Here is a 14,256-nt window from a genome sequence, read left to right on the forward strand (position 1 = left end):
CTCCGCGTGGGAATGCAGTTCGTGACGCTCCGCGTCACCCATTGCAGCGTTGACGCCTGATTCAGGCTGTACCAGATGCAGGCAGCATTACAGCCTGAACTGCGGATCATGCGGGTTTGAGAGCCGGTTCGGGCATGAGTTCGATTTTCAGGCCAGCAACGCGGTAATCCAGCGGACCTGTTGCGCAACGTCCTGCCGCTTCTCTTCGTTCACGGCTTGCTGCGCGCGTTCGAAGTTGTGCAGCGTCTTGTGTTTCTTGCCCAGCAGACGCTGCCACTTGAGCAGAAACGCCGGGCTGCGCGCCTGCATCTGCAGCGGGCCGAAATACAACTCTTCAGCCGTGTACTCCACGGGGCCTGTGCGCTCGGCGACGATGATTTCGTAGTCGAAACGGTTTTCCCGCAGCACCTCTTCGCTGACGATGCGGTAGTCATGCTTCATCAGCCAGACGCGCAATGGTTGCTCGCCGCCGTTGGGTTGCAGGATCAAGCGCTCCTGACCGCTCAGGCGCGCCTTGCCCGCTTCAAGGATGTCGCGAATTGTCTCGCCGCCCATGCCGCAGAGGCTGATCGCCGTGATCGCGTCTTCCGCTTCGATCGCCGCCAGACCATCGGCCAGGCGCACACTGACCTGATCCTCCAGATCGTTCTCGCGCACGGTACGCTCGGCTGCGCAGAACGGCGTCAACGCCACCTCGCCAGCCACCGCTGCCGCGATGACACCCCGGTTCAGCAGCGCCACCGGCAGATAGCCGTGATCCGAGCCGATATCAGCCAGCCGTGCACCGGCGGGTACGTGCGTCGCCACACGCTCAAGGCGCATGGACAATCTCTGTTCGTTCAACGGCAACCCCTTTCACCCCAAACGCCCGACAGCGTGGCCGGGTCCGGGCGCGATTCTGTAGAGCAACGCGGCGCATTTCAACCTTCCGCGGCAAAGCCCACGGCTCGACCCCCACCTGTCGCTCGCGTAGGCTTGGCGTTTTCCATCCTTTGCAAAGCAGAGATCCCATGGCAAACGCAGACATCACCTTCACCCCCGATCCAGACCCGGAGTCCATCTCCTCGGACGTCGCCGACTTCAACGGCGTGCTGGTCAGCACCCAGATCCCCACCCATCCCGACGGCAGCCTGGAACTGGGTGGCATCACCGAGCAGAGCGAATGCACCCTGCGAGCCCTGAAAGACGCCCTCGAACGCGCCGGCAGCTCGATGGACCGGGTCATGCATCTGACCATCTACCTGACCGACATGGCCGATCGCGCTGCCTTCAACGAAGTGTACAAACGCTTCTTCAAAAAACCGTGGCCCGTGCGCGCAGCCGTGGGCGTGGCGGCGTTGGCGGTTGAGGGGATGCGGGTGGAAGTGACGGCGATGGCGGCCAAGGCGGGCTGACCGTTAGGCGCATACCGGACTGATGCTCGCGTCAGCGCTTTGCACCTGTGCAGAGTTGCACATCCTGTGGAACCGGATCTCGTTGCTTGCCACCAAGGCGGTATGAGTTTCCGGAGAAGCAGATGATCAACCTCACCAACCTTGCATCTTCGTTGGCGCGAGTGGCGCTCAGCGATTCGACAAAGCCAACGATAGACCGCGCGCTAAACGTCGTCAGCCATATCGCTGGCAAAGTGGCGTTGCAGGTCAACAGCTCATTGCTGGAGCAGAAAGGCCGGCTCAACGAGCGCCAGCAGAAAGGCCTCGAGGTGATTCTGGACGCATTGCTCGGCAAGGAGCCGGTGACCCATGTCGAGACGCACGAAGGGGGAGGCCGATTCAATCTGGCGCGAGCTGCCTTCGACGTGGCCAGCGTTGTCTGGGAGCGCGACCAGTCGATGCGCAACGTGATGAGCTTTTTGGGCGTCAGCGATAGCCAGGGCAAGATGTTGTTCTCTCTGGGCAAGACGCTGGCCGAGGCGATGGTTAAACCCGAACCTGAGCATGGCAAGCACAACAGTGGGGCGAACTACGCATTCTTCTCCAGCAACTTGAAGCTGAACAAACTGATGAACGACATCGCTGACCAGGTGATCAACGAGATTCATCAGCAGAACACCGATCGCGTGCGACGACCCACACCGGGACCCTCCTGGAGACCTGAAAGCACTCAACAGCAAGCGCGCCCGCAAACGCCTCCAAGCGCTCGCCCCCAGGCCAACAGCGCGCCGCCACCACCGCCGAAAGCCCAGCCCAATTCAGGCGCTCAGCGGCCGTCAACAGAGCGGCCCCACAAAACACCCGCTGCTGGCGCGTCCGCGAAGGTGGACGATTCCGCCCCCGCCAAGCCACCCGTCAAGCAGTTGTACGAGCACTTGGGCCTCTCGGACATGACGGCGGACCTCTCCGCAGTCAAAAAGGCTTACAAGAAGGCCTCGCTGAAGAATCATCCTGATAAGAACGTCGGTAACGAGGCTGAGGCGACTGAGCGTTTCAAAGTGATTTCAAATGCGTTCAGGATTTTGTCCGATCCAGAATTGCGCAAGAAATACGACAATGGCCTTATTGATGAGAAAGGTAACGAGTTCAATACCTGACTTTTCGGCGTGAGGCATGCTGGCGGCAGTGCTATTGAGCCGCGGGCTCAACGCGCAAGCAGCTCCGATAACTAAACGCTGTTCTTCGTTGATCACACTGAAAAGCGTTCTTCTATTGCCTCGGAAAAATGCGTGCAGTTTATTCGCGCAAAACGCTGGTAGTCGCGCGACACCGAGAACGCCGAGCCCGGCATCAGCAGGATCTTGTGTTGTTCAAGTTTCTTTATGAAGGGCTCCAGGTTAGGGATGTCCGGGTGATAGGCCCAGATGAACATGCCGCCCTGCGGTGCTATATCGAATTGCCAGCCTCTTGCTCGCAGGGCGCGTTGAGTCTGGACCTGCTGGCTGATAAGCCTCTGTTGAACATCCTGCATGTGCCGGGCATAAGTACCATCCGCCAGAATGGTGTTGACGAACCGCTCGCAGAACGCAGGAACGGCAACGCACGTCAGTAGTTTCAAGCGTGTCAGCGGCTCAATGAGCTCTTGTGAGCAGGCGATATAACCCACGCGCAGCGAAGCGGAAAGGCATTTGGAAAAACTGCCGACGTAGATCACACGATCCAGATTATCCAGCTCGGCAAACGTCTGGCGGACAGTGGGGCTGAAGTCGCCGTAGACATCATCTTCGACCACAAAGAACTCGTGCTCTACAGCAAGACGCAAAACCTTGAAGGCGTTGTGCGGGCTGATGTTGCTGCCGGTCGGATTGTGGAAGGTGCTATTGCAGAAAAACGCTTTGACCGTGCGCTTCGCCAGATAACTCTCCATCTCGGCGATGTCCGGCCCGTCCTGAGTCCGCCTTATACCCACTACATGACCGCCCGCCAACTGAATCAACCTGATCAGGTTGCCATTGCCCGGCTCGTCCACGAATACATGGTCACCGGGCTTGATCAATAGGCGGGCAACCAGGTCCAGGCCCTGCGTCGCTCCCAGAGTGGTGAGGATCTGACTGGGTCTGATGTCGATACGGGTGAGACGCTTCATGTGAACGCAAAGCTGTTTACGCATCGGGAGATAGCCGGAAATGTCGCCGTATTCGGCCAGCGAACTTTGCTCCAGCCGCGCCGTGCGCCGAATGGCCTTGGCCAGCAATTCGGTATCTCGCCATGCCGGTGGCAGCCAGCCACATCCCAGCTTGGTGTAGTGCGGCCCTGCCTGTAGCAGCCTGAACAGTGGGTCGGCGCCCATGCACTCTATTTCCCGCACGTTATCTACATGGGTAGCATGACTGCTCACAAAGTAGCCGCGTCCGGGAGAAGCCTACAGCACGCCGTCACTCACCAGACGCGCATAGGCCGAGACCGCATCGTGGTAACTCGCGTCGGCAGTCAAGGCCAGTTTCCTTATCGACGGCATGCGTTGTCCAGCCAGCCATTCGCCTGATTCAAGGCGCTGCTTAAGCGACTCATAAAGGGCGTTGGTGGGCATGGCGGCTTCGTCAAACTGATAGAAAAAATAGCCTAACAGTTAATCAGAAAGCTCGTCGACTGTGTGCCTGCGGACGCCGTACAGATGCGAGCATGCATCTGCTGCTGGGGCTGAGTACAAGGCGACGCATCCATTGATGTCTGAGCTTTTTGTCAAAAAGACGGCAGCTCCTTTCCACCATGAGCACTGTCCATGACGAACACGCTGCCTCGACGCACCTATCTGTATTTCACCGCGCAGTCCATTAATCTGACCACTGCCGTCATGTCTGTAACCATGGCAGCCATTGTCGGCTCGGCACTTGCACCCGATATCAGATTCTCGACCGTACCGTATGGCTTTCAATTCTTATTGCTGATGCTGGCGACATACCCCGTTTCCAGACTGATGAGTCGCATCGGCCGAAAAAAAGCTTTCATGCTGGGCGCTATCCCGCTGGTGATCTCTGGCCTGAGCGGCTTTTGGGCCGTTGAGCATCAGCATTTCCCACTGCTGGTTTTCAGCCATGCTGCGCTTGGGGTGTATATCGCTGTTGCCAACTTCAACCGGTTCGCGGCGACCGATAATCTGCATCAAACGTTAAAGCCCAAGGCTATCTCGCTGGTTGTAGCCGGCGGGGTCATCGCCGCCATCGTTGGGCCCACACTTACTGAGGTGCTCAGAGACTTGGGCGGCTATCCCCTGTTTTCGTTGTGCTATGCGTCGTTCATTGGCCTGGCAGCGTTATCGTTGTTGATAGCCGTTTGTCTGCCTGACGATCCGGTAATGCCTGTAACTCTCAGCGGAAATGGAGCGCCCGCGAATGAGCCCCGGAGCTCGATCACGCCGACGATCATGATTGCCATGGCAGTCGCAGCCTTGGGTTACGGAGTCATGAACTTGCTGATGATTCAGGCTTCGATGCACATGAAGCATATGCATCAGGACTTCTCGGATGTGCGCCTTGCGATTCAGTGGCATGTGATAGCCATGTTTGCGCCCTCTTTTTTCACCGGGGTGATCATCCAGAAAATCGGGATCAAAACCACCATCTGTGCAGGCTTGATCATGTTGATTGGTTGCTCGGCCATAAACATGGGATCGAGCAGTCATGAGGTCATGATTTTTTCGCTGATCGTTCTAGGGCTAGGCTGGAACCTGACCTATGTTGGAGGCGGCGCACTGTTGGCCAATGCTCAGCAGAGCAAATCGGTAGCCATGCAGATGCAAGGCAAAAACGATCTGGCTATCGCAATCCTTGCAACGATTGGCGCGTTCACTCCTTCGCTATTGCTCTGCACGGTAGGTTGGGCTGGCACCAACGCTATTTGCATGGCGCTGTGCATCGTGTTGTTGGTGGCGACTGCCGTTCAGCTAAAACACACCGCCTGATTCCCCAACACCACCCCGGTATACTCCCCGCATTTCTCCGGGAGCCCGCGTGGCCGTCCAGACGAGGGGGCGGTAAAAGCACCGACTGCGGTGTATGAGTCACACCTCTCGTGATGACCTGATAGCAGAGCTCTCGAAGGGGTATGCAGGCGGGCGACGAGATTCGATGTCGGCACCTCGGCAGGGGAGAGCTTGCGATTCTGGCTATCAGCAAAACAAGAAAGCCCTTCATCCGCTCCAACGCAAAACGGGCAACGCTTTGGAGGGATAGCGCAGAAGCAGGACCAGTCAGGTGAACAGGAGTACGGCGCCGAAAATCATCGTGTCGATCTCGCGATTGCAGGTGAGGGCATCGTACCGAAAGGGGAGGGAGAGACCAAATCGCTGATTTTGGTATCGCTGCGTTCGCGCGCGTGCCCGCGAAAGCTGAATCCCTGTAAGCGCTGCCGAGCGCGTGCGAAGGCTGCGATGCGATGGGTCATTAACTCGGATCGCAGCCTTCACTTGGGTTTGGCAGTTCCAACAGGTCAACCAGGCACGTAGATGAGGTGTTTGGTGGGCCAGGGGCCGATTAATCGACAACGGTGTACCGTTCTGACTTTATAGGAGCGGAAACTGCGCTTTCTCCTGACTGGGGCGAGTAACGTTCCCCCAGTATCAGTGACTTGATTTTTGGCCCGGCTATATAGTTCATCTCTTCCAGTGTCAGTTCAAATTGCGTCTCTCTGCCTGCAACAGGCTGCACGAAAGGTGCGGTTTCCACCGTATTTGCTGGAGTTCCATCGTCATTCTCGCGGTGGATTCCTATAGCTACGTAGGCAGGACGAACTCCATCAGATAGATAATCGGGCAAAATGATCGTTGCTGGCTGATTTCGTGTAATTTTGAAATCCTCAGCATTTTTAAACATTGGAATGGGGCGAATCGGTCCTTGATCCATTTTTTTTCTCCAGAGGTGAGTGCGGTAAAAAGGCTTTGTCACAGCAACACCAAGATAAGAAATTCAGGAGGCGATGAGTACTGTCACTAATGACAGTGCTTAGTCAGTTTCGCGATGAATGCAGAGGCTTTAATAGTCCACAACAAAACGGTATTCCCCGCACAATAAAAAGCCTCTGAAAACCCTCTGCGGATGGGGAATACGCAGAGGATTGACGGGGGCTAGTACTACTGGGTGAAGCGGTATTAACGGGCGATGGTCTGGGTCTTCACGCCGGCTTCGATACCTGGGGTGGAGCGGCCGTAGACGTCTTCGAAACGCTCGATGTCGTCTTCGCCCAGGTAGCTACCCGATTGAACTTCGATAATTTCCAACGGGATTTTGCCCGGGTTGCGCAGACGGTGAACCGAAGCAATCGGGATGTAGGTCGACTGGTTTTCGGTCAGCAGGAACACGTTGTCGTCACAGGTGACCTGAGCGGTATGGATAACACTGGATCAAATACAGTTCATGATGCATCGCCAGCCGCGCTGGGATTCTATTATCAGAGCCAGTTTGCATTGCTGACGCTGTTGTCTCAGATAGCTGATGACGCAGCTATGGCCGTGGAGAGATTGGACGATGTGGAGCTCAAGGCCGACGGGCAGAAGCTGCTCTTCCAGCTCAAGCATTCCGTCCAGCAAAATCCTCCCCCTGTCACTCTCGCATCCGTAGCTCTATGGAAGACAGTCAGGGTGTGGATCGATGCCTTGCCGTTGGTGTCACTGGCGGATACGACCTTCCATCTTGTCTCGGTGGGGAAGGTGCCCGACAACTCGCCATTACTGGCGTTGTGCAACAAGAATGCTGATCGCGAGGAGCTCCTCATTTCGATGGTTGAGGAGGCTGTCAGAGTGCTCAACGACCGTGCTAGCGCCAAGTCTGCGGGTGACAAAACTCCTCATGGGCCACGTGCCGCTGGTTGTGAAGCGTTTCTAGCTCTTGATGCTTCGGTCAGATTGAGTCTGCTCCGAAGAATTCACATTCAGCAGGACAGCGTCACCATCGGGCAAACGTGAGCGGGTCATCCAGCGTAGCGAGATGGAACACTGTATTTCCTCAGTCATTGCGCAGTTGGAAGAGGATAAGCTTGTAGCCGAGTTCGATATGGTCAGCCACCCCGAGGATTATCAGGCTGACGGCATGCTGTACCGCCAGATTGCTTTGGTCGGTGGCAAGGGATCGGATGTGTCCAAGGCTGTTCGCGAGCAATGGCGAGCAAAGGAGCAACGATCAAAATGGATCGTCGATAATCCGCAGATGCGCTCGAAGATAGCCGGCCTCCATTTACCCCGCGAAGCGATCAGGAAACCACCAGTTTGAGCGTCCAAGTGCTCAAGGTCGGATCTGGTCGTCGGGTATGTCGGTATGACGTGCCTGCCCCTGCAGCCTGTATAATCCGGTAATACTGCGGGAGACACCATGAATTCGCTGCCGATCGATGCCGCCCTGCCGGCCCTTCTCAAAGCCCTTCACGATCGCAATGAGGTAGTGCTCCAAGCTCCGCCAGGCGCAGGTAAAACTACACGCGTCCCTCTTGCGCTCCTTGATCAGTCATGGCTGGCCGGCCAGACAATCGTCATGCTCGAACCCCGTCGATTGGCAGCTCGTGCCGCAGCAGAAAGGATGGCAAAGGAAATCGGGGAGCAGGTGGGCGAAACTGTCGGCTATAGAATCCGTCTCGAAAGCCGGGTTGGCCCCAAGACCCGCATCGAAGTCGTGACTGAAGGTATTCTTGCACGCCGGCTGCAGGACGACCCTTCGTTGGATGGCGTAGGCCTGATTATCTTCGACGAGTTCCATTTGCGGAACCTGGACGCAGACTTGGCTCTGGCGCTCGCCTTGAATGGTCGTGAACTCTTCCGAGAAGACTTGCCGCTAAAGGTGTTGGTGATGTCCGCCACGCTGGACGGCGAGAGGATATCCGCACTGCTTAACGGTGCACCGATCGTGAGCAGTGAAGGCAGGATGTATCCTGTGGACGTTGTCTGGGGCAAATCCCTGCAACCAGGAGAGTATGTAGAGCCTCGCGTCGTTTCTGCCTGCATTGATGTGCTTGAAGAGCAGATGGGCAGTGTTCTGGTGTTCCTCCCAGGCCAAGCTGAAATTCGACGTGTACATCGTGATCTGGAGGATTGGCTCAGCAAGCAGTCACCTGGTCACGCTTCACAGATCCTGCTCTGTCCGCTGTACGGCGAGCTTTCGCTGAGCGAACAGCGGACAGCCATTGAGTCCGCGCCGTCCGGAAAACGCAAAGTTGTACTGGCCACCAACCTCGCGGAGACCAGCATCACTATCGAGGGCGTACGCATCGTCATCGACGCCGGCTTGGAGCGGGTGCCACGTTTCGATCCGCGCAGTTCAATGACCCGCCTCGCGACTCAGCGAATTTCCAAGGCCAGCGCCACTCAGCGGGCTGGCCGGGCAGGGCGGCTCGAGCCTGGAGTCTGCTATCGGTTGTGGTCAGAAGCCCAACATGAGCAACTCTCCAGCTTTAGCGCCCCAGAAATCCAGCAGGCCGATCTCGCGGCATTGGCCCTGAACTTGGCTCGCTGGGGTGTTACACCTGATCAGCTCCATTGGTTGGATGCCCCACCGACTGCAGCGTTCTCTCAAGCCTGTGATCTGCTCTGTCGGCTGGGTGCTCTGGATGCTAACGGTGTCCTCACACCCCATGGGCAAGCAATGGCGCAGTTGCCAGCTCAGCCTCGTATTGCCCATCTTCTCATTCGTGGGCATGACCTTGGCCTATCTCCGCAAGCCTGTGACCTCGCAGCCTTGCTGGGCGAGCGCGATATCTTGCGGGGTGCTGGCGCTGACTTGCACAGTCGCCTGACTCTGCTGGCAGGCACAGAACGCGCGGCGCGCGGCGCACAAGGCGGGGTACAACGGGCCAGACAACTGTCGCGGCAATATCGCGGGTATCTGCGCGGCGGGGCGAGCAGCCCGGTCAGCGATCCGGACCACTCACGCTGGCTGGGCGCCTTGCTGGCGCTGGCCTACCCGGATCGCGTCGCACAGCAACGCCGAGCGGGCGGAGCCGAATACCGACTGGCCAACGGCCGCGCGGCACTGTTTGCCGAGGCGGATGCACTGATGAAACAGCCATGGCTGGTCATCGCGGATTTGGGCAGTCGTCAGGGCCAGCGCGAAGAACGCATCTACCTCGCCGCCGAGTTCGATCCGGCACTGTTCGATTCGGTTTTGGCCGAGCAAGTCATCAGCGTGGACCAGATCGACTGGGACGAACGCGAAGGTGTATTCCGCGCCGAGCGACAGCGCAAAGTCGGTGAATTGATCATCAGTCGCGAACCACTGACCGGTCTCGACGAGACAACCCGCAGCCACGCGCTGCTGGCGCTGGTGCGTCGCAAAGGCCTGGAACTGCTGCCCTGGACGCCGGAACTGCGTCAGTGGCAGGCGCGTGTTGCACTGTTGCGCGGCCTGGATATCGAGAAAAGCTCAGCAAGCGAGTGGCCAGATCTGAGTGACGCACAACTGTTGGCGACACTCGAAAGCTGGCTGATGCCCTACCTGGGCAAAGTCACCCGGCTCAGTCATTTCAGCCAGCTCGACCTGTCCTCCATCCTGCGCAACCTCCTGCCATGGCCGTTGCCGCAACAGTTGGAGGCGCAGGCACCCCAGACCCTGCAAGTGCCGTCTGGCTCGAATATTCGTATCGACTACAGCGAACATCCGCCGATTCTGTCGGTGCGGCTGCAAGAGCTGTTTGGTTTGTCCGATACGCCGCGCATTGCCAACGGGCGGCAGGTGCTGAAACTGCACTTGCTGTCCCCGGCACGTCGCCCGGTGCAGGTGACGCAGGATCTGGCTAACTTCTGGCGGTCGACCTACATCGATGTGAAGAAAGACTTGAAGGGGCGCTATCCCAAGCATTATTGGCCGGATGATCCGTTGGTGGCGGAGGCGACGGCGCGGGTCAAGCCTAGGGGAACGTAGTAGGGCCAAACACTGGCTACGCCTTAGTAGGCCGGACGTTCTCTGGAGTCTTCCTTGACGCATCAGGCGTAAGGGCAACAGCGATAGTTTGAGGAAATGCCTTTTCAAACCGCCCGACGAAGCGCGAGCAGGAAAATCGCAGGGGGCTATCTACCCGTTCAAGCTCAGGCCCCTGCGTGGATAACCGGCTCAACCTGTCACCTCAAAACTCTGCCGTCCCGCCCAATCAACCCATCAAAAATCCGTCTTCCATACAACCCAACGCTCAGTCCCGTAACAATCAAAAGCACCGCCAGTACCTTGCCCGTCGACATATGCTCGTTGAATATCACAACCGAGCCCAGCATCCCGAAAATCGGCACCAACAGCGACAGCGGAGCCACAGTTGAAATGGGATAGGTCTTGAGCAACGAGTTCCATATCCAGTAGGCGAACAGGGTGTTGGGATAGACCTGAAACAGAATCGACAGTACTGCGGTGGTGCCGATATGGTTCACAAACATGATGTAGCCGACGCTGCCGTTAATGGCGTAATCAAGGGCGAACAGGGGGATAGGCGAGAAGGCGCTGGACCATACCAGAAAAGCAAAGACATCCCTGGTATTGGCTTTTTTGTTAATGATGTTGGCCACACTCATGGACAACGCTCCCACCAGCACCAGTAGCATGCCGAGAAGGCTGACCGAGCCGTCGCTGATCAATATGACGCTGAGCAGACCGCTGAGCGCAATGAGCATGCCCAATATCTGGAACCGGTTCAGTGCTTCCCTGAATACCCAACTGCCTAGGAGGATGCTGAAGAACGCGCTGAACTGCAGTACCAGCGAGGCGATCCCGGCCGAAAGCCCGGCTTTGATGCCCAGATTGACTATTCCCCAGAGCCCGATGCCGAAGACCAGCCCATAACCGATGAGATATCGCCAAGGCACATTGGGTCTACGGACGAAAAAGATCGCTGGCAGGGCGCAAAGACTAAAGCGCAGCCCTGCCAGAATGAGTGGATCGACGTTTGTCAGCCCCAGTTTGATCACTGAGAAGTTGATTCCCCAGATGGCCATGACCAGCACAGCCAGCGCTATGTGCAGTGGTTTCATTGATGATTTGCCTTGTCATGAATCACGGACGGAATTTGCAGGTACGCCCAGTACAGCAGCGCAATACCGCTGATGGCTGCCCCCAGTAGACATACAGCGACCCAGCCAGAATTCGCATAAGTGTAAGTGGCCGCCAGGGCGCCGACGCCGCTGCCCAACGAGTAGAAGCACATATAGGCGCCTAGCAGCCGGCTTTGCGCATCGGGCTTTGCAGCGAAGATCAGGCTCTGGTTGGTCACATGCACTGCTTGCACGGCAAAATCCAGCAGAATTACTCCGACGGCCAACGCCAGCAATGAGCTGTCAATAAATGCGCTTGGCAGCCACGACAAGGTCAGCAGTGCCAGCGCAATGCCTGTTGTGCGGTTACCTAGCCCTTTATCTGCGAGACGTCCCGCTTGCATTGCCGCAAGTGCACCAGCTATCCCGGCCAGGCCGAATAGGCCGATCTGCGTGTGTGAGAGCGAGTGAGGCGCTGCGCTGAGCGGAAGAACCATGGCGGTCCACAGCACGCTGAATGCCGCGAATATAAGCAGGGCAAAGGTGCCTCTGACGCGTAATGTGCGTTCGGTTCTGTAAAGCGTGAAAACAGAGCCCAGAAGCTGCCAGTAGTTACCTTTTTCTTGCGACACTTGAGACGTCGGCATGGCGCGATACAGCAGCAGTGACATGCCGACCATCAAGGCAGCCGAAACGAAGTAGACACCTCGCCAGCCCGCCAGATCAGCCATTGCGCCGGAAACGAAGCGCGCTAGCAAGATGCCCAGAATAACGCCGCTTGTCACCGTTCCTACGGCCTGACCACGTTGTTCGGGGCTCGTCAGCGATGCGGTGTAGGCCACGACCACTTGAACCACAACGGCCGTCAGCCCGACCAGCATCATTGCGCCGAGTAGCATGCCCCAATTCTGCGACAGGCCCACCGCGCACAAAGCCACGGCTGAGATCAGCATCTGCGTCAGGATTAGTGTCCTGCGGTTCAACATATCGCCCAGCGGCACCACGAACAGCAAGCCCAGGGCGTATCCGATCTGTGTCGCAGTGACGACTATGCCAATGACTCCTGTACCTACCGAAAGGCTGGCTGACATTGAATCCAGCAGTGGTTGAGCGAAATAGACGTTGGCAACGGACAAGGCGCAGGTGGTGGCAAACAAGAACATCAGGCGTCTGCTGATAGTGCGCGGTGTGTGCGAAAGCAATGCTGCCGTATTGCCGGATTCACGATCAGTTTCCATGCCTGCCTTCAAGGAAGATCGAGTATTCAGTGTCATAATTCGTCCCTGATGTGGTTTCTAATTAAAACCAGATGTTGATTTTTAGCAGCACTGGTTTTAATTTGCAACTACCGTTGTGGGTTTTGCATCCACCCGACAGAATGTCTTCTGCACACTATTTGGTTGGCGCCTGACGTCGGAGATACATGGCCAGACAGAAATTGATGGCACAAAGCGAATGCCCTGTGGCCCGCGCGCTTGAGGCAATTGGAGATCGCTGGGTATTGATGATCCTCCGAGAGGCCTTTGACGACGTTCGCCGTTTCAGCGAGTTTCAGAAAAACCTTGGGCTGGCCAAGAACATACTTGCTGCAAGGCTCAAGCTGCTGGTTGAGCTAGGAGTGTTTGATGTGCAGCCAGCGTCGGATGGCAGTGCTTACAAAGAGTACGTGCTTACCGAGATGGGGCACGCCGTATTTCCTGTTGTAGTAAGCATGCGCCAGTGGGGCGAACGCTTTCTGTTCAGCAAGGGCGATACTCATTCGGTACTGCTGGATAACGAATCGTCGCAGCCTGTGGAAACTCTCATGGTTCGCTCGAAAACCGGTAAGGCGTTGACTTCAGCAGACTGTCATCGGCTTCGGATCAAGCGTGAGTCCTGAAAGCTTCATGTTTATTTGTCAATTGCTCAAGTGAGCATGCCGCGTCATGAGGTTGGTTCTATGTACGTCGAAGACATCGAAACCCTCGCCTTGTCACCTGACGGCCGCTATCGGGTCGAGGCAACACCGTGGGAAGCGGGCAATTCACACTGGGTTTTTCCGCCCGTCATCATCGATACACAGCAAAACAGTTGTGTCTTTACGTTTAAAAGCAGCCTCTGGACAGCCGATCGAGCAATCTGGCTGGATGCAACAAGAGTCGAGCTGAAACTACGTAAATACCCCGGAGGGCTCACCGGGACCGGAATAACCGTCGCTATCGACTGCGCGCGCGGCATAGCTGTTTACGGAGCTGGGCTAGAAGTAGATTTATCGAAGTTCGAGGAGGCCCTCGATACGATGGTGAGTGATGTGAAGGCCTGAATGCCAATCTGGTCGGTGCTTTAGCATCGAATGCTTGCTATTCAACGTACCCGGTCTGGAACACTTAATCAAATGTTGGATATTCAGATACCCAGAGAACGCCAGGGCGCAACGCCCTGGCAGGCAGCAGATGTCACTTTTTCTTTTTAGCCTGCTTCTCAGCCTTTTCAACCTTATCTGATTTCTTGGCCTTTTCTGGCTTGCTATCCGCTTTTTTGGCCGCTTTCTTTGGCTCGGCGTCTTTTTTCTTGTCTTTCTTTTCGGAAGACTTGGAAAGCGTCGAGGCCGCTTCAGATTTCTTGGCAGGTGATGCCTTCTTGTCTTTCAAGTCCTTGCTGGCTTTCGAGGCTTCGCCTTTACTTTTCTTGTCGTCTTTAGCCATGTTGATCACCCTTTGGTGTATGCCGGTATTGGCACGTCGTCCATGGAAGTATCCATGGGCTAATCATTAGGCGAGCGCGCTCAGAAACCGTTCAAACTGTTTTGACCCTGTCGAACGCTGAAGGACGACATTCAGATGCTCGGTGACTCGCCAGCTTATCGACGGCTATAGGGCTGCCATTTTCGCTTGGCTCCGGTATTTTCAA

The 14,256-nt window shown here is 56.6% G+C and carries 13 protein-coding genes and 2 pseudogenes; 8 read left to right on the top strand and 7 right to left on the bottom strand.

Features of this window, described 5'->3' with window-relative positions; genetic code table 11:
* Nucleotides 1-147: 147 nt before the first annotated feature.
* Nucleotides 148-843, bottom strand: coding sequence for a tRNA (adenine(22)-N(1))-methyltransferase (locus LIX91_RS11570; RefSeq protein WP_308460641.1), 696 nt, complete (start codon nucleotides 841-843; stop codon nucleotides 148-150).
* A 167-nt stretch (nucleotides 844-1,010) separates the two neighbouring features.
* Between LIX91_RS11570 and LIX91_RS11575 the strand changes: the two genes are divergently transcribed.
* Nucleotides 1,011-1,394: a RidA family protein gene (locus LIX91_RS11575; RefSeq protein ID WP_003340858.1), complete on the top strand. Its 384-nt coding sequence runs from the start codon at nucleotides 1,011-1,013 to the stop codon at nucleotides 1,392-1,394.
* Nucleotides 1,395-1,516: 122 nt separating this feature from the next.
* Nucleotides 1,517-2,530, top strand: coding sequence for a type III secretion system effector HopI1 (hopI1, locus tag LIX91_RS11580; RefSeq protein ID WP_226488512.1), 1,014 nt, complete (start codon nucleotides 1,517-1,519; stop codon nucleotides 2,528-2,530).
* Between the two features lie 92 nt (nucleotides 2,531-2,622).
* Here hopI1 and LIX91_RS11585 read toward each other — a convergent pair.
* Nucleotides 2,623-3,963 (bottom strand): annotated as a pseudogene (locus LIX91_RS11585) (PLP-dependent aminotransferase family protein).
* A gap of 192 nt (nucleotides 3,964-4,155) precedes the next feature.
* On the opposite strand from LIX91_RS11585, the gene LIX91_RS11590 reads away from it, so the two are divergent.
* The gene (locus tag LIX91_RS11590; protein WP_226488513.1) at nucleotides 4,156-5,334 is read left to right on the top strand and encodes an MFS transporter; all 1,179 of its coding nucleotides are present in this window, start codon (nucleotides 4,156-4,158) and stop codon (nucleotides 5,332-5,334) included.
* Between the two features lie 571 nt (nucleotides 5,335-5,905).
* On the opposite strand, the gene LIX91_RS11595 is transcribed toward LIX91_RS11590, so the two are convergent.
* Both LIX91_RS11595 and LIX91_RS11600 read right to left on the bottom strand, forming a co-directional pair.
* Nucleotides 5,906-6,274, bottom strand: coding sequence for a hypothetical protein (locus LIX91_RS11595; protein ID WP_226488514.1), 369 nt, complete (start codon nucleotides 6,272-6,274; stop codon nucleotides 5,906-5,908).
* 245 nt (nucleotides 6,275-6,519) lie between these two features.
* Nucleotides 6,520-6,756, bottom strand: a pseudogene (locus LIX91_RS11600) (mannose-1-phosphate guanylyltransferase/mannose-6-phosphate isomerase); the annotation flags it as partial.
* Between LIX91_RS11600 and LIX91_RS11605 the strand changes: the two are divergent.
* From LIX91_RS11605 to hrpB, 3 genes are all read left to right on the top strand, one after another.
* Nucleotides 6,757-7,332, top strand: coding sequence for a hypothetical protein (locus LIX91_RS11605; RefSeq protein ID WP_226488515.1), 576 nt, complete (start codon nucleotides 6,757-6,759; stop codon nucleotides 7,330-7,332).
* 22 nt (nucleotides 7,333-7,354) lie between these two features.
* The gene (locus tag LIX91_RS11610; RefSeq protein ID WP_226488516.1) at nucleotides 7,355-7,636 is read left to right on the top strand and encodes a hypothetical protein; all 282 of its coding nucleotides are present in this window, start codon (nucleotides 7,355-7,357) and stop codon (nucleotides 7,634-7,636) included.
* Nucleotides 7,637-7,735: 99 nt separating this feature from the next.
* Nucleotides 7,736-10,273, top strand: a complete 2,538-nt coding sequence (gene hrpB / locus LIX91_RS11615; RefSeq protein ID WP_226488517.1) for an ATP-dependent helicase HrpB — start codon at nucleotides 7,736-7,738, stop codon at nucleotides 10,271-10,273.
* 197 nt (nucleotides 10,274-10,470) lie between these two features.
* Here the strand turns inward: hrpB and LIX91_RS11620 are convergent, their stop codons facing one another.
* Both LIX91_RS11620 and LIX91_RS11625 read right to left on the bottom strand, forming a co-directional pair.
* Nucleotides 10,471-11,367, bottom strand: coding sequence for an EamA family transporter (locus LIX91_RS11620; RefSeq protein WP_153221677.1), 897 nt, complete (start codon nucleotides 11,365-11,367; stop codon nucleotides 10,471-10,473).
* Nucleotides 11,364-12,605: an MFS transporter gene (locus LIX91_RS11625; RefSeq protein WP_410524753.1), complete on the bottom strand. Its 1,242-nt coding sequence runs from the start codon at nucleotides 12,603-12,605 to the stop codon at nucleotides 11,364-11,366. Before LIX91_RS11625 ends, LIX91_RS11620 begins: the two co-directional genes overlap by 4 nt.
* 185 nt (nucleotides 12,606-12,790) lie before the next feature.
* Here LIX91_RS11625 and LIX91_RS11630 point away from each other — a divergent pair, with 185 nt between their 5' ends.
* Both LIX91_RS11630 and LIX91_RS11635 read left to right on the top strand, forming a co-directional pair.
* A complete protein-coding gene (locus tag LIX91_RS11630) occupies nucleotides 12,791-13,246 on the top strand; it encodes a winged helix-turn-helix transcriptional regulator (RefSeq protein WP_004411893.1) in 456 nt (151 codons plus the stop codon).
* A gap of 60 nt (nucleotides 13,247-13,306) precedes the next feature.
* A complete protein-coding gene (locus LIX91_RS11635; RefSeq protein WP_046236142.1) occupies nucleotides 13,307-13,669 on the top strand; it encodes a hypothetical protein in 363 nt (120 codons plus the stop codon).
* 133 nt (nucleotides 13,670-13,802) lie between these two features.
* Here the strand turns inward: LIX91_RS11635 and LIX91_RS11640 are convergent, their stop codons facing one another.
* Nucleotides 13,803-14,060 (bottom strand): hypothetical protein, encoded by a 258-nt coding sequence (locus LIX91_RS11640; protein ID WP_032703259.1) that lies wholly within the window; start codon nucleotides 14,058-14,060, stop codon nucleotides 13,803-13,805.
* Nucleotides 14,061-14,256 lie beyond the last annotated feature (196 nt).

The sequence above is a fragment of the Pseudomonas sp. B20 genome, assembly GCF_020515755.1.
Taxonomy (GTDB): domain Bacteria; phylum Pseudomonadota; class Gammaproteobacteria; order Pseudomonadales; family Pseudomonadaceae; genus Aquipseudomonas; species Aquipseudomonas syringae.